We start from the raw sequence: 19214 nt of genomic DNA, 5'->3' as shown, positions 1-19214 counted from the left end.
CCCGCTGTCCACGCCGCCGCCACGGTGGAACTGTCCCAGGACGAGCTCGACGAATTCGAAAGCAGTATGTGAGCAGACATGACGACCGATACCGCGGCCACGTCGCAGTCCAAGATCGCCGCCGTACTCCCACTCACCGCACTGCAGGTCGGGATGTACCTGCAATCGACGCTCGCCGAGCGAGCGCAGGATCCGTACCTGTCACAGACGGTGCTCGACCTGTCCGCCGCGGTGGATCGCGGCCGGCTCGATCGTGCCCTCGAACTGCTGTTGGATCGCTACCCGAACATCAGAGCGCTGCTGCGGCAACGCCGTAACGGTGATCTGGTCTGGGTGGTACCGCGCGCGTCGACGCCGGTCGTCACGGCCGTCGACGACGAGTGGGATGATCATCTCCGACGAGACCGCTCGGCCGGGTTCGCGTTCTTCGAGCAGCCGCTGATTCGCTTCTCCTACTCCACTTCTGCGCGCGCCCCGCGAGTTCTGATCACCTACCATCACGCGCTGATGGACGGGTGGTCCGAGGCCATCTTCGTCAGGGAGCTGATCGCTCTCTACGAATCGGGCGAGGGGGCGCAGTTGCCGCCTGCACCCGACTTCGGCGATTATCTCGCATGGACAGCGTTGCAGGACAACGTCACTGCGCGTCAGCGGTGGGCCGACTACCTCGACGGGTTCGAGTCCGCGACTCTCGTTGCCGGGGACCGAACGAATGGGTCCAGCGCGGGCACGCGCTCGCGCCTGGACGTCGATATCGACGATGCGTTGGCCCAGCGGGTGTCCGAATACGCGCGTCGTACCGGCGTGACCACGAACGTCGTCGTGCAGACAGCCTGGGCGGCGATGCTGTCGGCGAGAACCGGTTCCGACGATGTGGCCTTCGGGATGGCGACGTCGCTGCGGCCGTTCGATCTCGATGGTGCCGAGGCGATGGTGGGTTTGCTGCTCAACACCGTGCCTGTCCGCCTGCGGTGGAACTCGGCTGCAACGGCGACCGAGATGCTCGCACGCGTGCAGGCAGACCACCTCGACCTGGACGAATATCGGTTCCTCGGGCTGTCCGACATCGCCGGAACAGTCGGCGGCGGAGAGCTGTTCGACACCATAGTCGTGTACCAGAACTATCCCGCACCGATACCCGAGACGAGCGGGACCGTCGACGAGATCACGGTGCTGGGTGCGCACATGAGCTTCCCGATGGCGTTGATCGTGGGCCCCGATCCTGCTCTGTGGGCGTTCGTACTGCACGACGAGGCCGCTGTCGGCCGGCGGCAGGCCGCCATGTACGCCGAGACGTTCGTCGAGATGCTCGATCGGATGACGACAGTGTCGGACATCGACGTCACTCGACTGGTGGCCGCCCCACATGGCCAGGGGCGCAGCGTCGGACCGGACCGAACCGTGGTGCCGATCGAGACCGCTCTGGCAGCGCGCTTCGAGCAGTCCCGCGATGACGTGGCACTGCTGATCGGCGGCGAGCACATCACGTTCGGGCAGTTGTCCACGCAGGTCGGACAGGTGTCCGCACTGCTGCGTGCGCACCACATCGGTGTCGAAAGCCGCGTCGCTGTTGCGGTGAGCAGAGGTCTCGACATGGTGGCGACGCTGTTGGCGACCATCGACGTCGGCGCAGCGTTCGTACCCGTCGACATTCGCTACCCGCGTGAGCGGATCGAACTGATCCTGTCCGATTCCGGGCACGACCTGCTGTTGATCGACGATGCGACCCCCGCGGCACTGGCGGATATGGAGACTGCGGTCCGTGTCGATACCGCTGTACGACAACAGGACTGGACGCCGCCGTTCGGTCGCAGCGTCCCGGGTGAGTGCGCGGCCTATCTCGTGTACACGTCGGGTTCGACCGGAACGCCCAAGGGTGTGGTCGGCACCAGGAACGCGTTGGCCAACCGGCTGCAGTGGGCGGTGACGCGGTGGGGCAGACCGGGCAGCCGAGTTGCCAAGAGTTCGCTGGCGTTCATCGACGGCGCGACGGAGTTGCTCACCGGCATTCTCGCGGGCCAACGTGTGGTACTCGCACAGGATCACCAGTACGGCGATTCGGGTGCCGTGGCCTCGCTCATCGGACGGTCCGGTGCCGAACAGGTCACCGCCATCGGTTCTCTGGCTGCCGCGTTGGCCGCTGCGGCGCCGTTGGACTGCGCTTCGGTGACCGGTTGGATACTCAGCGGAGAACCGTTGACCGACCACATGATCGACGTGATCCGAGCGGTGACGCCGGACGCCACGATCGACAATTCCTACGGATCCTCCGAAGTCGCAGGCGACGTCGCCGTCCAGCGGGTCGACGGCGACCCTGCGGTCATCGGAACCTCGGTGGACAACACCACACTGCGGCTGCTCGACTCTCGGCTACGCCCGGTTCGGAACGCCGTTCCTGCCGACCTGTACGTGTCGGGCGTGCAGCTCGCCCGCGGATACTCCGGGAAACCGGCCGAGACCGCGACTAGCTTCGTCGCAGATCCCGGCGGCGATGGCGCGCGAATGTACCGCACCGGGGACCGTGCCCGTCTCGTCGACGGCGTCCTGGTATTTCTGGGTCGAGACGATCGTCAGGTCAAGATCAGAGGCCATCGCGTCGAACTGGGTGAGGTCGAAAGTTGGACGGCCAGTGACCCTTCGGTCGACGAGTGCGCCGTGGTCGCTGTGTCCGACGGTGACGGCGTCGGTGTGCTGGTGGCCTACGTGACTCCCGACTCGGTCGACACCGCGTCGGTGCGGGAGGCGCTTCGTCGCCGGGTTCCCGACTATCTGGTGCCCGCATTCTGGGTGGCCGTCGACAGTATTCCCAGAACCCCCAACGGCAAGGCCGATCGAAAAGTTCTGCAGGAGCGCGGAATACCCGACGGTGGTCCCAGCCGATCGCGACCGGCTGCATCCGAGGACGAGCGAGCGCTCGCGGCGCTGTTCGCAGACACCACCCGTGCGGGGAGCGCCCAGTCCATCGGCGTCGACGACGACTTCTTCTCGCTCGGCGGCGACAGCATCACCGCCATCACCCTCGTCCATCACGCGCGCACCGCCGGACTTCCGATCACCACCGCAGACGTCTTCGAGTGTCGAACGGTCGCAGGGCTGGTGGAGCGGGGCCGAAGCGCCCGGGCCGTTGCGATCGTCGACCGGCCCGACAGTTCGGCAGCGCTGCTGACCGATGCCGATGTAGCCGAATTGCGCTCTCATGGAATCGATCCAGAGGCAGCTCGCCCGGCCACTCCGCTGCAGCGGGGCTTGGCATTCCAGTCCGTAGCCTCGGGCGACGGAGTGGAGGAAATCTACGTCATCGCCACCGAATTCGAGGTGCACGGGCTGCTGGATCCGCGACGTCTCGGGGGCGCACTCGACGCGCTCCTCGACCGTCATCCAGCGCTGCGCTCGCGCTTTCTGACGTTGAGCACCGGGACGACCGTCGCGATCCGCGATACGGGTCGAGTCGTACTCCGCCGTCATGTCGTCGACGATCCGACATCGCCTACCGCCCGTGACCTGATCGACCAGGACAGGCGTGCGTTCGACATAGAGCAGGACTCGCTCGTCCGAATTCTGCTGCTGGACTGCGGGAACGATCGTCACCGGGTGGTGCTGACCGTCCACCATCTTCTCGTGGACGGGTGGTCCATGGGCACTGTGGGTACCGAGCTGTTCAAGCTCTACCGAGGCCTGGCACTGCCGGAACCTGCGCGGTTCGACGACTACCTGCGGTGGCTCGCGGGCCGCGACGACTCGTCCGTCGACGCGTGGCGTCGCGCGCTCGGCGCGGACGTGGCACCGACGATGGTGGCAGCGTCGGCATCGGCATCGGCATCGGCATCGTCGTCGGTACGTTCCGAGGCGCACGAGATCGACCTCGAGTGGAGTGCGCAGGACACCGCTCGGCTCATCGAGTCGGCGCGTCGTCGATCGTCGACGCTGAGCGAACTGGTCGATGCAGCATGGGCCGTGGTGCTCTCGGCATTCACGGATTCTCCGTCGGTCGTGTTCGGCTCGACGGTCTCGGGGCGTCCCACCGACCTCGATCGTGTCGCAGACATGGTCGGACTGTTCATCAACACCGTTCCCGTCCGTGTCGACGTCGGACCCGATGCACGTCTGTCGACCGTGCTCGCTGGTCTGCGGGACTTCTCGATCGCCGTGGCTCCGCATCATCACGTGGGCCTGGCAGACATTCAGAAGGCCGTCGGACGGGGAACGCTGTTCGACACACTCGTGGTGTTCGAGAACTTCGCTGCTGCAGACACTTCGGGTGTCGATGCCGAGAACTTCTCGGTGTCGGTCGCCGGATTCCACACAGTGACGCACTACCCGCTCGTGTTGACGGTCCATCCGGGCGAACGGATGCGGCTGGTGGTCGAATACCGCAGCGACTCGGTGCCCGTGGCTCGCGCCCGCGCAGTGGCGTCCGCACTGACCTCGGTGTTGGGTGCGTTCGCCGACGAAGGCGACCCGCCGATCGCCGCACTGTCTCTCGTCGACGAGACGACGACTCGGATTCTCCGCACCGAGTACGCCGGCTCGCAGCGTCGGTATCCGGACGGGACGATGGTGGACCTGTTCGCCGACCGCGTCGCGTTGCAACCGGACACCGTTGCTGTTGCAGACGCCGCCACGGCTCTGACGTTCGCCGAGCTCGATCGCGTCTCCAATCGAATTGCGCGATGGCTCCTCGGTTTCGGTGTCGGCGCGGAAGATATCGTGGCCGTCGAGGCCCCACGAACCGTGACGACGATGGCGACGATCCTCGGGGTCATGAAGTCCGGGGCCGCCTACCTCCCGATCGACCCGAACTGGCCCACCGAACGCGCGCGGCAGATTCTCGACGATGCGCAGCCGGTGATCACGGTGACGGCATCGGCGGTCGAGGCCCTGACGCCGTCGTCGACGGACAGGATTGCCGTCACCGATTCCGAGCGTCGGTCCGCATTGCATCCCGACCACCCGGTGTACTTCATCTACACCTCCGGTACGACCGGTGTGCCCAAGGGAGTCTCGGTACCGCACCGAGGACTGGCGAATCTCTATCACTCCCATCGCGAGAGCGTGCATCTGCCGACGGCGGCGCGCGCGGGCACGGACACTCTGAACGTGGCGCATGCCTGGTCGATGGCCTTCGACGCATCCTGGCAACCGCAGTTGTGGATGTTCGGCGGGCACACAGTACATCTCATCGATCCCGAGGTCGTTCTCGATCCGAGAGAACTCACCGAGCGACTGCGAACGCTGTCGGTGCATTTCATCGAGGTCGTGCCGTCGTTGCTCGAACAGATGATGCGGTCGGGATCGATCGACACACTCACGTCGGTCGGGGTCGGCGGCGAGGCGGTATCGGTCGAGTTGTGGAACAGGTTGCGCGCGAACGAATCTGTGGTCGCGTACAACTTCTACGGACCCACCGAGGCCACCGTCGATGCGGTGTTCACATCGACGGATCTGTCGCCCGAGCCCGTGATCGGTAGGCCGGTGACCAACCTGAAGGCATACGTGTTGGACGCCTGTCTTCGGCTCGCGCCTCCCGGGGCGCTCGGCGAGCTCTATTTGGCCGGGCCGGGCGTGGTGCGCGGGTATCGCAACGCGCCGGGGCGCACCGCGCACCGCTTCGTTGCCGATCCCTTCGCCGCGGACGGTACTCGGCTCTATCGGACCGGGGATCTCGTGTCGTGGACCGAATCCGGCACATTGAGGTATGCCGGTCGCGCGGACGACCAGGTCAAGATCCGCGGGCACCGCGTCGAAGTGGGGGAAGTCGAAAGTCGATTGCGAGAGATCGATGCCGTCGCAGACGCGCGGGTGCTGGTGCATACGTCGGGTATCGCTACCGGGCAGGCGACCCTCGCTGGATACGTCGTTGCTGCGCCGGGACGGACGATCGACGTGAGCGCCGTGCGCGCGGGTCTGGGCGAACTCCTTCCGTCGTACATGGTTCCATCGTCGGTGACCGTGCTCGATGCGTTCCCTGTGCTGCCGAACGGAAAGCTCGATGCGGCCGCGTTACCCGACCCCGTCCCGACCCTCGGTTCCGGGCGCGCGCCGCGCACCGACGTCGAGCGGGAGATATGCCGCGCAGTAGCCGCTGTGCTGCATGTGCCGGAGGTCTCCGCGGACGACGACTTCTTCGATCTCGGGGGCGACAGCATCATGGCCATGGAGTTGTCGGCGCGGCTGCGGACGGTGGGCATGGCGGTCTCGCCCCGTCACATCGTCGCTCGGCGCACGCCGGAAGCACTTGCTCAGCAAGCGGAGTCGGCGCAACCGATGGCCTCCGGCGTCGAGGAACTGTCGCCGTACGGAGAAGTCCCGTTGACACCGATCCTCCGCTGGATGGACAGCCTCGATGGGTCCGTCGACGAGATCTCGCAGGCGGTGTTGCTGGAGGCTCCCGCCGATCTGACCGAGAACTCGCTGATCGAGCTTCTCGATCTCGTGGTGGCCAGGCACCCCATCCTGCATTCGAGTTTCGACCGTCGTCCCGGCTCCGAGTCCGTGTTCACCGTGTTGCCGGACGGTACTGCCGACGTGGCCGAGTGGGTCCGTACCGAGTATGTGGACGGGCTCACCGAATCGCTGCTCGCAGAGCGTGTTGCCGCCCAGTCACGCGCGGCACGTGGTCGGCTCGATCCCCGGATCGGCCGGATGGTCGATGTGGTGTGGCTGCGCCACCACGGTGACACCGACTCCTTGGGTGAGCTCCTGATCACGCTGCATCACCTCGTGGTCGACGGGGTCAGCTGGCGAATACTGCTGCCGGACATCACGACTGCGTGGCAGCAGCGGTTGTCGGCGGATCGCGGCCCGATCGGGCCCTCCATGCGGCAGTGGGCGCACGAGATCCACCGCCTCGCCGGCTCTGCCGAGGTGCTCGCCGATCTGGAGTACTGGACACGCGTCGGCGACGGGGCGGAACGGGTTCCGATGGTGCGTCCGGTCGATCCGTCGATCGATACCGGTGCAGGCGTACGCACCACCACGTTCGCGCTCTCCCCTCAGGAAAGCGCGCGGATTCTCGCCGCAGCCCGCCCGCGGCTCGGGGTGTCCGTCGAACATCTGTTGTTGGGAACGTTCGCGGCCGCGACAGTCGAGTGGATGGACAGCGGTGCGGCGGGTCCGCAGTCGTTCGTCGTCGACGTGGAGGGGCACGGGCGGTCGGGAATCGCGTCCGATCGGGTGGACGGCTCTTCCGTGGTCGGATGGCTCACGGCTGTGTTCCCGCTCCGCCTGACCGCTGACGCGACCGACCATCGCGCCCTGATGTCGCACCGGTCCGATCCTGTTGCCGCAGAATCGGTTCTGCGTACGATCGCGACGGACGCGGCTCGGTCGAGGGATTCGGTGCCGGGAGACGGGTCGACGTACGGCATGCTGCGGTGGTGCAGCGGTGAGGCGGGTGCGGTGCTGCGGCACATGCCCACGGCCGACATCGAATTCAATTATCTGGGCCGTTTCGACACCGCGACAGGCGGTCCGTTCGGGGCCAGCCGATTGCGTAGCAGTCTCGACACCACGCCCGGCACCGAGACGCCCTGCGGCTATGCATTGGTCGTCGACAGCTACGTGCACGAACAGGACGGGTCGTCGGTACTCGGTGTGACGTACACGTGGCCGGCAGGAGTGCTCGACGGTGTGGAGGAACTGGCCGGGCTCTGGCGGGAGGCCCTGTCGGCCGCGTGTCGAATCGTGGAGGACAGGGAGTCCGAGGACGGCCTAATGAGGCAAGGGTAACCTCATTAGTGCTACCTTGTCAGTCGCCTCGCCCGGTCGGGTGTGGACGCAGTCAGTGCGTGGTCGAGTCGAGAGGTTCCGAGGAACGATGAAGGTTCGTACGAAGTGGATGAGGAGCGCCGCGTCGATCGCGCTCGCCGGAGGGCTGACCATCGCCCTCGCCGCCGGATGCAGCAGCGACACCGAGGAGACGCCTGCCGCCGACTCCACGACGTCTGCGCAGGAGTCCGCATTTCCGGTCACGATCGACTCGGCACTCGGATCCGCGACGATCCCCGAGGCACCGAAGCGGATCGCGACCTGGGGATGGTCGAACCAGGACGCGATTCTCGCCCTCGGAGTCGTACCCGTTGCGATGCCTACATTCGACGGTGCCCAGTACGGTGCGGACGAACGCGGCGTTCTGCCGTGGGATGCGAAGGCTCTCGCCGACCTGGGCGGCGACGCGCCGACACTGCTCTCCGGTGACGGCACCGGAGCGGTTCCGGTCGAGCAGTTCGCTGCCGCCGCACCGGATCTGATCTTCGCGCCGTACTCGGGGTTGAGCCAGGAGGAGTTCGACAAGCTCTCCGACATCGCGCCCGTCGTCGCGTACCCGGACAAGCAGTGGACCACGTCGTGGGAGGACCAGCTGACCATCGCGGGCAAGGCGCTGGGCAAGGACAAGGAGGCCGCCGACCTGGTTTCCGGAGTCGAGGGCTCGATTGCCGATGCGGCGACCAAGTACTCTGCGCTGCAAGGCAAGACGGTCACCGTCGCGCTGCCCAACGCACCCGGCACTTTCGCCGTCAGCAAGGACAACGACGTACGAGTCGAGTTCCTCGAGCAGCTCGGTCTCGTCAACGAGCCCACCATCCAACAGGCCGACCCGGCCAAGGACCCCGACGCCGTGTACTTCGAGCTCAGCCTCGAACAGGCGTCGTTGCTGAAGTCCGACGTGCTGTTCGTCGTGGCGTACGACAAGGAATCTCTCGCCGGGTTCCTGGCCGAACCCGCCGTGGCCTCGCAGCCCGTACTTTCGCAGGGGCGTACCGCCTCCACCGAGGCCCTCAGCGCCGACAAGAACTTCGCGTTCGGTGGCCTGACGGTGCTGACGATCCCGTACATCCTCGACGACGTGGCCTCGGCGCTGAACACTGCCGCCGAGAACGTTCAGGGCTGACAACACTCGGGCGGCCCACTCGACGCGAGCACAGGCGTATTCACTTTCGACGACAGGAGCGTGTTCCACCGTGGCAAGGTCCCATCGACTTCAGGTCGTCTTTCCCGAAGTCCTGCGCACGGCAACGGTGATCGAAACACGTCAGCTGGGTTCGGGTATGCGCCGAATCGTGTTGGGTGGGCCGCAGCTGCGCGAGTTCTCGCGCGGCGACTACCGGTTCCCGGCGTTGCGCAGCGAAGGATTCGACGACTTCGTTCGGTTGTTCTTCCCGGCGGAGACCGACGGCACGGTGGTGCTTCCGACCCAGCACGAGCGCACCGTCGAATGGCCGCGTGATCCGCGTCCGGTGACCCGCAACTACACCGTGCGCAGCGTCGATCCCGAGACCGCGCAGGTGACTCTCGACTTCGTCACCCACGACACCGGCATCGCGTCGACGTGGGGTCGGCGTTGCCGCGTCGGCGATTCCATCACCCTGCTCGGACCGGTGCGGTCGGGCCATGCTCCGGCCGATGTCGACTGGGTGTTGCTCGTCGGCGACGAGACCGCGTTACCTGCCATCGCTCGGTATCTCGAAGAGGCATTGCCGGGCCGGCGAATTCGGGTGTTCGTCGAGGTCGCCGACGTCGAGCGAGAGTTGCCGTTGCCGACGGCCGCCGACGCCGAGATCACGTGGGTCCATCGTGACGGCGTCACCGCCGGCACCGGCGACTTGCTCGACAGTGCGGTGCGGGCGGCACCCTGGTGGGACGGAACGGTGTTCGCCTGGGTGGCAGGGGAAGCGACCGCTCTCAAGGGAATCCGTCGGTATCTGCGCGAGGACCGCGGCCTGCCGCCGGAGATGGTCGACGTCACCGGGTACTGGCGTCGCGCCGAGGTTCTGACCCGCGCCGACGATCCCGAGGTGCCCGACCTCAGCGGCGGTGAGTCCGAGCCGTTCGACAGGCTCGCCGAACGTGCGGAAATACTGTCGCCCTTCGCTTTCAGGGCGGCCAACACGTTACGTATCCCGTTGCACGTGTCCCGAGGGGCGTGCTCCGTCGAATCGCTGGCGGAAGCCACCGAGACGGACGCGCGCGCCCTCGCGAAATTCGTGCGCTATCTGCGTGCCGTCGACGTCCTCGCCGAGAACTCCACCGGTGATCTGATTCTCGGCGATATCGGTGAGGCGATGCTCGGCGACGACTGGATCTCGCACTGGCTGGACCTGGACGGGATCGAGGCACGGGTGGAACTGTCGATCACAGGTCTGGTGGACAGCCTGCGGACCGGTACCGCCAGCGCGAGCCTGCTGACCGGCAACACGTTGACCGAAGACCTCGAGGCGTCCCCGCGGCTCGCCGAACTGCATCACAACCACATCGCCGACGAGGCCGCGTTCCTGGGTCCTGCTCTGGTGCAAGACTATTCGTTCGACGGGGTCTCGACCCTGTTGGTGGCGGGGGCAGGATCCGGAGTGGTGCTCGGTTCCGTTCTCTCCCGGTACGACGGAGTATCGGCGGGTGTGCTCGGGTTGCCCAGCGAACTCGACCTGATTCGACGCGACCTCGGGAAATGGCCCGAACTCGAAGGGCGAGTGGTGAATCACCCGCAGAGCGTGATGTCCGAGCCGCATGTGGAGCACGGGAACGGATTCGACGCGTATCTGTTGCTCGAGGTCACCGGACACTATCGAGACGACGATCTCGCACTGCTGTTGCGCAACGCGGCAACAGGATTGGCCGACAACGGAAAATTGGTGGTCGTCGAGCGACTGTCCAACGACGGGTCGTTCAACGAGGACCAGTCGGAATTCGATCTGCTGATGCTCTGCATGCACGGCAGCGGTGTACGAACGAAAGCCGAATTTGCCTGCGTAGCAGCCGATGCCGGCCTCGAGGTCGCGGCGTCGACGCTGGTCGGCTGGGGTATCTCGGTGCTCGATCTACGCCGTGTTCGCTGACACCGAGGAAGCCGTTGTGCTGCCGAGTCGGTTAGGTTAGCGTTCCCTATCGAAGGCGCGCGCCGATGCCGACCGCAGACGTTGCGCGCAATGCGCGGTCACGGACCGATTCACCGTCAGGAGTGCACACACAATGACCGTTGTCGAAGAAACGACGATGGACACGGCCGAGGGGACCGAACTGCAGCGGGGACTGCGTACGGTCGTCGCGTTGGCGGAGTCCGGATTGTTCGACGAGTACGTCGTGTACGAGGACCGGGGACGCTGGGTGTTCGCGGGCGGCGTGGTCGCTCGCATCGTGCTTCGGCCCCACCTCGTGACCACCACCTGGGGGGCCGGAGAACCGACCGAGCGGAGCTGGTCCGGTAACCCGGCAGCGGCCCTGAGCGAGGCGTGCACGGGCCTGACCCGAGAACAGTGGAACGCTTACGGATTCGTCGGTTTCGGGTTCGCAGAGCACCTGCACGACGTCGATCGGTCCACTGCCGCCGGGCGCGACGCCGACGACATCCTCGCGCACCTGGTGGTGCCCCGCGTCGAGGTCCGCTTCGGCCGCGAACACGATGCCGTCGAGGTGACCGGCAGCGACGAGGACCGCGCCTCGGTACTGGCCGCGCTCGACGCGATCGTCGGCGACGAGCTGCCGACCGTGCACCCTCTCGACGTCGGCGGAGATCTCGACGACTACCGCGGCCGCGTCGAACAGGCCGTAACGGAAATCCGACGGGGCGACTACGCCAAGGTCATTCTGTCCCGGAGCGTGCGTATCCCATTCGATCTCGACATGCCGGGCACCTACCGCGCCGGGCGTACGGCGAACACTCCGGCCCGCTCTTTTCTGCTGCATCTCGGCGATCTGCGTGCCGCAGGCTTCAGCCCGGAATTGGTCGCCTCCGTCGACGCACACGGGATCGTCACCACCGAGCCGCTCGCGGGAACGAGAGCGTTCGGACTCGGTTCCGATGCCGACTCGGCAGCGAAGTCCGATCTCGAACAGGATCCGAAAGAGATCACCGAACACGCTGTGTCCGTGCGTACCTCGTTCGAGGAACTCGAATCGATCGCCAGCCCGGGGTCGACGGCCGTCTCGGACTTCATGAGCGTGCGCGAACGGGGAAGTGTCCAACATCTCGCGTCCACCGTGCGCGCACGCCTGCGCGAGGACCTGTCCTGCTGGGATGCCTTCGGTGCCCTGTTTCCGGCCGTCACGGCGTCGGGGATCCCGAAGAAGGAGGCCATCGACGCCATCGGTCGGCTCGACGACTCACCGCGCGGCCTGTACTCCGGTGCCGTCGTGAAGGCATCGTCGACGGGAGAATTCGAAGCAGCACTCGTGCTGCGCGCCGTCTACGAGCAGCAGGGTTCCGCATGGCTGCGTGCCGGAGCCGGCATCGTCGGCCAGTCCAAGCCCGAACGTGAATTCGACGAGACCTGCGAGAAGCTCGCCAGCGTTGCCCCATATCTCGTCCGTAAGAAGGAGAACGACGCCTGATGCACCGCACCATGCTGGGTGGAAAGATCCACCGTGCCACTGTCACTCACGCCGATCTGCACTACGTCGGGTCCATCACGATCGATTCGACTCTGATGCAGGCGGCCGATCTGATCGAGGGCGAACAGGTCCACGTCGTCGACATCACCAACGGCGCTCGCTTGGTCACCTACGTGATCGAAGGCCATCCGGGATCCGGCGTGATCGGAATCAACGGTGCCGCGGCCCATCTGGTGTCTCCGGGTGATCTGGTGATCATCATGTCGTTCCGTCAGGTCGAGAACGCCGAGCTGCCCACACACAGTCCCTCCGTGGTGCACGTCGACTCGGACAACAGCATCGTTGCCCTCGGAGTGGACCCTGCCGAACCGGTCCCCGGTGCGCTCGATCAGATGTCGGGGGCGAGCATCCGATGAGCCCGAGCGACGACTACAGCAGCGACCTCGACGGCGAATACGACATCGTCGGGGTCGGCTTCGGGCCCTCCAACCTCGGCTTGGCCATCGCGATCGAGGAACACAATCGACAGTGTGCTCCGGCCGAGCGCCTGACGTCGTGCTTCGTCGAGTCGAAGGACGAGTTCGCTTGGCACCCCGGAATGTTGCTGCCGGGAACCACGATGCAGATCTCCTTCCTCAAAGACCTTGCCACCCAGCGCAATGCGAGCAGCGAGTACACGTTTCTGTCGTATCTCGCCGAACGGGGCCGGCTCAACCACTTCATCAATCTGCAGACGTTCTTCCCCAGCCGGCTCGAGTTCCACGACTACCTGTCCTGGGCCGCAGGCAAAGTCGACGCCGCGGTGCACTACGGCACGCGGGCGTCCGCGGTCGTCGACACCGGTGACGGTTACGGCGTCCGCACCGAGGGGCGGCGCACCGGGACCGTCCGCGGCCGCAACATCGTGCTCGCAGGCGGCCTGACCGCGGCCCTGCCGGACGGAGTCAGCGCGTCGGCGCGGCAATTCCACAATCACGACCTGCTCGGCCACCTCGACCGGCTGCCGTCGCGCACTCACCGCACGTTCGTCGTCGTCGGTGCCGGGCAGAGCGCAGCCGAAGTGGTCGACTACCTGCATTCGACCTATCCGGACGCGTCCGTGCATGCGGTACTGCGCAAGTACGGGTACAGTCCGGCCGACGACAGCCCCTACGCCAACCGCATCTTCGATCCGACCGCCGTCGACGACTTCTACTCGTCCTCGCATTCTCTGCGCGATCAGCTGCTGCACTATCACCGCGGAACCAACTACTCCGCCGTCGACTTGCCCCTGATCGAGGAGCTGTACGCGCGCGAGTATGCCGAGCGGGTCAGCGGACAGCGCCGGTTGTTCGTGCACGGAGCCTCCCGACTGGCCGATGTCACGGAGGAGGCGTCGGGCGTGCGGGCATCGGTGGAACACGGGCCGACAGGACTGGCCGAGGACGTGCTGTGCGACGCTGTCGTCTATGCCACCGGCTTCACGTCCCTCGATCTGCCCGACATCCTCGGGCCGTTGTTCGACGCCGTCGAATTCGATGCGCACGGTCCACGCGTGACGCGGGACTACCGGCTCGTCACGCGTGGATCGACAGCGGGTTCGATCTACCTGCAGGGCGGCACCGAGCACACCCACGGTCTGACGTCCTCTCTGCTGTCCAACATCGCTGTGCGCAGCGGTGAGATCGTCAAGTCCGCGGTGGGTGCGAGGGTGCGTTCGGTGGTGTGAAACGGCGGGGTATCACTGCGGGCGACGAGCCGGAACAGAGCGATGTTCCGGCTCTCGTCGGTGGTCTGGCCCGAACCGATGCCGGCAGGACCGCCGGTCTGATTCTCGTCGTCGTCGTCCTCGCGATTCTGTGCCTGGTGAGTATCGCTGTGGGAGCCGAGAACATCGCTGTCGGTGACGTGTGGCACGCACTGTGGTCTTCGAACGGTTCCACCGACGCGGTGATCGTCCGCGAGCTCCGAGTTCCACGGACCGTGCTCGGTGTGCTCGTCGGTACCGCGCTCGGCGTCGCGGGCGCGCTGATCCAGGCGATGACGCGCAACCCGTTGGCCGACCCGGGCATTCTGGGCGTCAATGCCGGAGCGGCACTCTTCGTCGCCTTCGCAGTCGGGGTGTTGGGCGTGACCGACGTTCGGTTCTATGTGTGGTTCGCGTTCGTCGGTGCCGTTCTCGCCACCGTCGCGGTGTACGCGCTGGGTTCGGTGGGACGAGCGGGCGCCACTCCGATTCGCTTGACGCTCTCCGGTATTGCCCTCGGTGCGGTGCTCGGCGGCGTCACCTCCGGGATGCTGCTGCTGGACCCGGACGCCTTCGCCAGGATGCGGTTCTGGGGCGCAGGCTCGTTGGCGGGTCGAGGCCTCGACATCGCGGCGGCGACCGGCCCGTTCGTCGTACTCGGACTGTGTCTTGCGGCGCTCGTCGCGCGTCCGCTCAATGCGATCGCACTGGGCGACGAGCTGGCCCGGTCGTTGGGAGCCAATGCGCTTCGGACGCGGACCGTCGGGGTCGTTGCGGTGACCCTGTTGGCCGGAGCAGCGACTGCGGCGGCGGGACCGGTCGGGTTCGTGGGGCTGATGGTGCCGCACATGGTGCGCTGGTTCGTCGGGCCGGACCAGCGTTGGATTCTGATCCACACCGTGTTCGCGGCACCGGCACTGCTGTTGTTCGCCGACGTCGTCGGCCGAATCGTCATCGAGCCGGGGGAGTTGCAGGTCGGTATCGTCACCGCCTTCGTCGGGGCTCCCGTTCTGATCCTGTTGGTCCGCCGAAAGAAGGCGAGCGGGCTGTGATCCGGGCACCGCGCGCCGGGAACATCGACTTCGGCAGAAGGGTGTGGATCGTTCGCACAGTGCTGGGCGCACGAATCGACGTTCGTACGGTCCTCGTCTGCGCGGCCCTGCTGTTGCTGACAGCGGTTGTCGCCGTCCTCGCGATCGGCACCGGCGATTACCACGTTCCACCGGGCCAGGTGCTCGCAGCGGTGTTCGGCGACGCCCCGCGCATCACCGAGATCGTCGTGATGCAGTCGCGGTTCCCCCGGGTTGCGCTGGCATTCCTGTTCGGAGCTGCCCTGGGGGTGTCGGGTGCGATCTTTCAGTCGTTGACGCGAAATCCGTTGGGCAGCCCGGACATCATCGGCTTCTCGACCGGCGCGTACACCGGCGCTCTCGTCGTCATCCTGACGCTCGGCGGCGGTTACTACCGGACCGGAGCGGGCGCGCTCGTCGGCGGACTGGTGGCCGCCGCCGCGGTGTACGTGCTCGCCTACAAGCGCGGCGTGCAGGGCTTTCGATTGATCATCGTCGGTATCGCGGTCAGTGCCGTCCTGGCGTCCGTCAATACCTGGCTCGTGGTGAAAGCCGATGTCTCCGAGGCAATCGCAGCCGCCGTCTGGGGCGCGGGCACACTCAACGGGTTGGGGTGGCCGCAGGTGGTTCCCGTTCTCGTGGCCCTGGCTGTCGTGACCCCCGCGGCGGCGGCGCTGTCGACACGGCTACCGGTACTCGAGATGGGTGACGACGCGGCGAGAGCGCTCGGAATCCGCGTCGAGCCGACGCGTCTGATGCTGGTGATTCTCGGGGTCGCCCTCACGGCACTGGTCACGGCCGCAGCGGGGCCCATTTCGTTCGTTGCGCTCGCGGCACCGCAGTTGGCTCGGCGACTCACCGGTACCTCGTCGGTGGCGATGGTGCCCGCGGCGTGCATGGGCGCTCTGCTCCTGATCGTCAGTGACGTTGCAGCGCAACGAGTGTTCGCACCCACTCAGCTTCCGGTCGGCGTGGTGACGGTCTGTGTGGGCGGCGCGTACTTCGTCTGGTTGTTGGCACGAGAAGGGCGGAAGCAATGACGACGAGGCCACGCCTGTACGCGGACGGCATCACCGTCGGATACGACAAACGAATCATCAGCGAGAAGTTGACCGTCGACATTCCCGACGGCAAGTTCACCGTGATCGTCGGGCCGAACGCCTGCGGCAAATCGACACTGTTGCGCGCGTTGTCGCGGCTGCTGAAGCCGACCGGCGGCACGGTATTGCTCGACGGCAAGTCCATCTCGTCGTACCCGGCGAAGGAGGTCGCCCGCCGACTCGGGCTCCTGCCGCAAACCTCCATCGCGCCGGACGGCATCTCGGTGGCCGATCTCGTTGCGCGAGGCCGCTATCCGCATCAGAAGTTGATTCGGCAATGGTCCGTCGCGGACGAGGCCGCGGTGGTGGAGGCCATGACTGCGACCGGAGTGGCGTCGCTGTCGGCCCGTCCGGTCGACGAGCTGTCCGGTGGACAGCGGCAAAGAGTCTGGGTGGCAATGGTTCTCGCGCAACAGACCCCGCTGTTGCTCTTGGACGAGCCGACGACGTTTCTCGACATCGCGCACCAGATCGAACTTCTCGACCTGCTGGCGACGTTGAATCGGGACAACGGCAACACCCTCGTCGCGGTGTTGCACGATCTCAACCATGCATGTCGATACGCCGACCACATCATCGCGATGAAGGACGGCGCGGTGGTCACCGAGGGCCCACCGGCGGAGATCGTCACTGCCGACTTGGTCGAGGCGGTGTTCGGACTGCCGTGCCGCATCATCGACGATCCGGAATCGCACACCCCGTTGGTGATACCCAAGGTGGCCGCTGGCAGGCTAGGCAAGGCTTAGTTTAGAATTGACCAGAATTGCCGCCGAGTTAGCCTGAGGGTTCTCGCACAGTCGGACGAGAGATGTATCGAGGACGAAGATGACCGATCAGCAGCGTGGTTTCCACTACGCCGACGTCGTTGCGGTGGAGCAACTCACCGTGCACATGGTGCGCGTCACCTTCGGCGGCGAGCACGTCGCCGGTTACCGCACGATCGGAGCACCCGACGAGTGCGTCGGGGTCTACTTTCCGCGCGAAGGCGAGTCGGCACCGCCGCCGATGACCGAGGTCGACGGCCTGTGGTGGTTCCACGGCCTCGAGAACGCGCCGGAGGGCCGGAACTACACGATCCGCCGCGTCGATCCCGACCGCGGCCAGTTGACCATCGACTTCTTCGCACACGAGGGCGGCGTCGCGGCCACCTGGGCCCAGCAGGCCGCCCCCGGCCAGACGGTGCTCTTCACCCGTCCGCGGTCGTGGTACTCACCGCCCGCCGACGTCGATTGGCTGCTGCTGGTGGCCGATATGACCGGAGTTCCTGCGCTGGGTCGACTGATCGAACAGTTGCCCGCAAACACCCGCGCACACGCGATTGTCGAGGTACTCGAGCGCGGTGACATCCAGACGTTCGAGACAGCCGCCGATGTGACGTTCGATTGGCGTATCGGATCCGGAAACGGAGACAGCGCCAGCGTGCTCGACGACGCGGTGCTCGCCTACCCGCTACCCGAGGGACGCGGCTACGTGTGGTTCGCCGCCGAGGCGTCGTCCTCGCGCCGGGTACGAAAGTACTTCCGCAAGGACCTGGGCTACGACAACAAGTATTTCGACATCATCGGCTACTGGCGCGCTGACTCGGAGAAGTGGCTCGAAAAGTACAAGCAGTACCAGGAGGAGGCGCTCGCGGTGTACAACGGCGTCATCGAATCCGGCCGCACCGAGCAGGAAGCCAGCGAGGCGTTCGACGCGCTGCTCGAGCGGGTCGGGCTCTAACGCCGAAACTCGTAGTCGGGCAATTCCAGCGTCGCCGCGTCGGGACCGAGGAATCTGCTCGTGACCGCCTGGACCGGCTTCGATCCGGCCAGACGCAGCACCGTGCGAAAAGCAGCGACTCCCACAGTCGTTTTCGGATGCGCGACGCGAGGCACGCCGGGCGGCAGCTTCTGAGCCTGATTCACGAACGGCCGCATGCGCGCCTCGAAGGCCTCGAACCCGGCGCGATGATCGCGCGCTCGGGCGAGTTCCCCGGCGAGCACGTAGGCCCCGGTGACCGACAATGTGGTGCCCATCCCGCTCAATGGTGTTGCGCACCAAGCAGCGTCGCCCAGCATGCCGATTCTGCCGTTCGACCAGCGTGGGGCCTGCACCTGGGCCAGATAGTCGACGTAGAGCTCCGAATCCGGTCCGAGCGAATTCAGCATTCTGGGCACTTCCCAGCCGACGTCGGCGAACGTCGCTCGCAAGGCGGCCACGACTTCTTCGGTGGACGCGGTTTCGTACCCGCCGTCGTCGGACACCCAGGACAGGCTGAAACGCGTCGTGCCGAGGTTGTCCGGGCGCAGATTGGCGACCCTGGATCCGGGGGCGTTGTACCACCGCCACCAGCCGTCGTCACTCGGTCCCTTCGGCAAGACCCCGTAGGCGGTGTACAGGCCGACGGGCGTGGTCTCCGCCTCGGCAGGAAACGCCAGTTCTCTGCTACTGGAACGGATTCCGTCGGCGAACACGACGAGGTCGAACCTCTCCGCTGCGTTCGACGCGAACGTGACATCGACGCCGTCGGCATCCTGAGCCACGTCGACGACGCGATCGCCGTACCGGTACTCGGTTCGCGGACCGGCTGATTCGACGAGAATCCGCGCGAACTCGCCGCGCAGAATCTCCATCTCCGCCGTCGGTCCGTCGTGTGATCCGTCTCCGGCCGGAAAGGCCGCGATGGTGGCGTCGGAATCGTCGACGAATCTGGTGCCCTTCTCGGTGGTGCCGTTGGCCAGCAGGGTCTGCTCCAGGCCCATGCGCCGCAGCACCTCGCGTCCACTACCGCGGACGTCGATGTTCTGGCCGCCCAGACGCAGCTGCGGACTGCGCTCGACGACGACGACGTCGTATCCCGCTCTGTCGAGCCAGTAGGCGACGGTGGGGCCGGCGATGCTGGCACCGGTGACGAGCACGCGTTCGGTCATCGGGCGGGAATGCCCGGGCTGCCGGTCGTTCAATCCAGGGGGGAAAGTAGCTGAGCCTCACCTTGGTGGTGTACTTTCTCGAATT

At 66.2% G+C, this 19214-nt stretch carries 11 protein-coding genes; 10 read left to right on the top strand and 1 reads right to left on the bottom strand.

The window, feature by feature from the left end:
* Window positions 1-78: 78 nt before the first annotated feature.
* From VF34_RS23330 to VF34_RS23285, 10 genes are all read left to right on the top strand, one after another.
* Window positions 79-7728, top strand: a complete 7650-nt coding sequence (locus tag VF34_RS23330; RefSeq protein ID WP_045842061.1) for a non-ribosomal peptide synthetase — start codon at window positions 79-81, stop codon at window positions 7726-7728.
* Between the two features lie 88 nt (window positions 7729-7816).
* Window positions 7817-8890, top strand: coding sequence for an ABC transporter substrate-binding protein (locus VF34_RS23325; protein ID WP_045842060.1), 1074 nt, complete (start codon window positions 7817-7819; stop codon window positions 8888-8890).
* Between the two features lie 70 nt (window positions 8891-8960).
* Complete coding sequence (locus tag VF34_RS23320; protein ID WP_052068938.1) at window positions 8961-10832, top strand: siderophore-interacting protein; 1872 nt, start codon at window positions 8961-8963, stop codon at window positions 10830-10832.
* A 133-nt stretch (window positions 10833-10965) separates the two neighbouring features.
* Entirely contained in the window at window positions 10966-12324 is a 1359-nt protein-coding gene (locus VF34_RS23315; RefSeq protein ID WP_082079236.1) for a salicylate synthase, read from the top strand.
* Entirely contained in the window at window positions 12324-12740 is a 417-nt protein-coding gene (gene panD, locus VF34_RS23310) for an aspartate 1-decarboxylase (protein WP_027495817.1), read from the top strand. The genes VF34_RS23315 and panD overlap by 1 nt, the downstream gene beginning before the upstream one ends.
* On the top strand, window positions 12737-14032 hold the full coding sequence (locus VF34_RS23305) for a lysine N(6)-hydroxylase/L-ornithine N(5)-oxygenase family protein (RefSeq protein WP_032407155.1): 1296 nt from the start codon (window positions 12737-12739) through the stop codon (window positions 14030-14032). Before panD ends, VF34_RS23305 begins: the two co-directional genes overlap by 4 nt.
* 11 nt (window positions 14033-14043) lie before the next feature.
* Window positions 14044-15102: a FecCD family ABC transporter permease gene (locus tag VF34_RS23300; RefSeq protein WP_032367936.1), complete on the top strand. Its 1059-nt coding sequence runs from the start codon at window positions 14044-14046 to the stop codon at window positions 15100-15102.
* A gap of 59 nt (window positions 15103-15161) precedes the next feature.
* Complete coding sequence (locus tag VF34_RS23295; RefSeq protein WP_231578263.1) at window positions 15162-16160, top strand: FecCD family ABC transporter permease; 999 nt, start codon at window positions 15162-15164, stop codon at window positions 16158-16160.
* A complete protein-coding gene (locus tag VF34_RS23290) occupies window positions 16157-16966 on the top strand; it encodes an ABC transporter ATP-binding protein (RefSeq protein WP_032371349.1) in 810 nt (269 codons plus the stop codon). The genes VF34_RS23295 and VF34_RS23290 overlap by 4 nt, the downstream gene beginning before the upstream one ends.
* Before the next feature lie 79 nt (window positions 16967-17045).
* Window positions 17046-17939: a siderophore-interacting protein gene (locus tag VF34_RS23285; protein ID WP_032371348.1), complete on the top strand. Its 894-nt coding sequence runs from the start codon at window positions 17046-17048 to the stop codon at window positions 17937-17939.
* Here the strand turns inward: VF34_RS23285 and VF34_RS23280 are convergent.
* A complete protein-coding gene (locus VF34_RS23280) occupies window positions 17936-19129 on the bottom strand; it encodes an FAD-dependent monooxygenase (protein WP_045842059.1) in 1194 nt (397 codons plus the stop codon). The two genes, VF34_RS23285 and VF34_RS23280, sit on opposite strands and share 4 nt — an antisense overlap.
* Window positions 19130-19214 lie beyond the last annotated feature (85 nt).

The organism is Rhodococcus sp. PML026, assembly GCF_000963615.1.
GTDB lineage: Bacteria > Actinomycetota > Actinomycetes > Mycobacteriales > Mycobacteriaceae > Rhodococcoides > Rhodococcoides fascians.
Note: the sequence above shows the minus strand (reverse complement) of the source record. Positions and strands in the feature narration are given on the sequence as shown.

Coding starts and splice junctions, on each gene's coding strand:
- VF34_RS23330 (WP_045842061.1), top strand. CDS start 79: ATGACGACCGATACCGCGGCCACGTCGCAGTCCAAGATCGCCGCCGTA.
- VF34_RS23325 (WP_045842060.1), top strand. CDS start 7,817: ATGAAGGTTCGTACGAAGTGGATGAGGAGCGCCGCGTCGATCGCGCTC.
- VF34_RS23315 (WP_082079236.1), top strand. CDS start 10,966: ATGACCGTTGTCGAAGAAACGACGATGGACACGGCCGAGGGGACCGAA.
- panD (WP_027495817.1), top strand. CDS start 12,324: ATGCACCGCACCATGCTGGGTGGAAAGATCCACCGTGCCACTGTCACT.
- VF34_RS23305 (WP_032407155.1), top strand. CDS start 12,737: ATGAGCCCGAGCGACGACTACAGCAGCGACCTCGACGGCGAATACGAC.
- VF34_RS23290 (WP_032371349.1), top strand. CDS start 16,157: ATGACGACGAGGCCACGCCTGTACGCGGACGGCATCACCGTCGGATAC.
- VF34_RS23285 (WP_032371348.1), top strand. CDS start 17,046: ATGACCGATCAGCAGCGTGGTTTCCACTACGCCGACGTCGTTGCGGTG.
- VF34_RS23280 (WP_045842059.1), bottom strand. CDS start 19,129: ATGACCGAACGCGTGCTCGTCACCGGTGCCAGCATCGCCGGCCCCACC.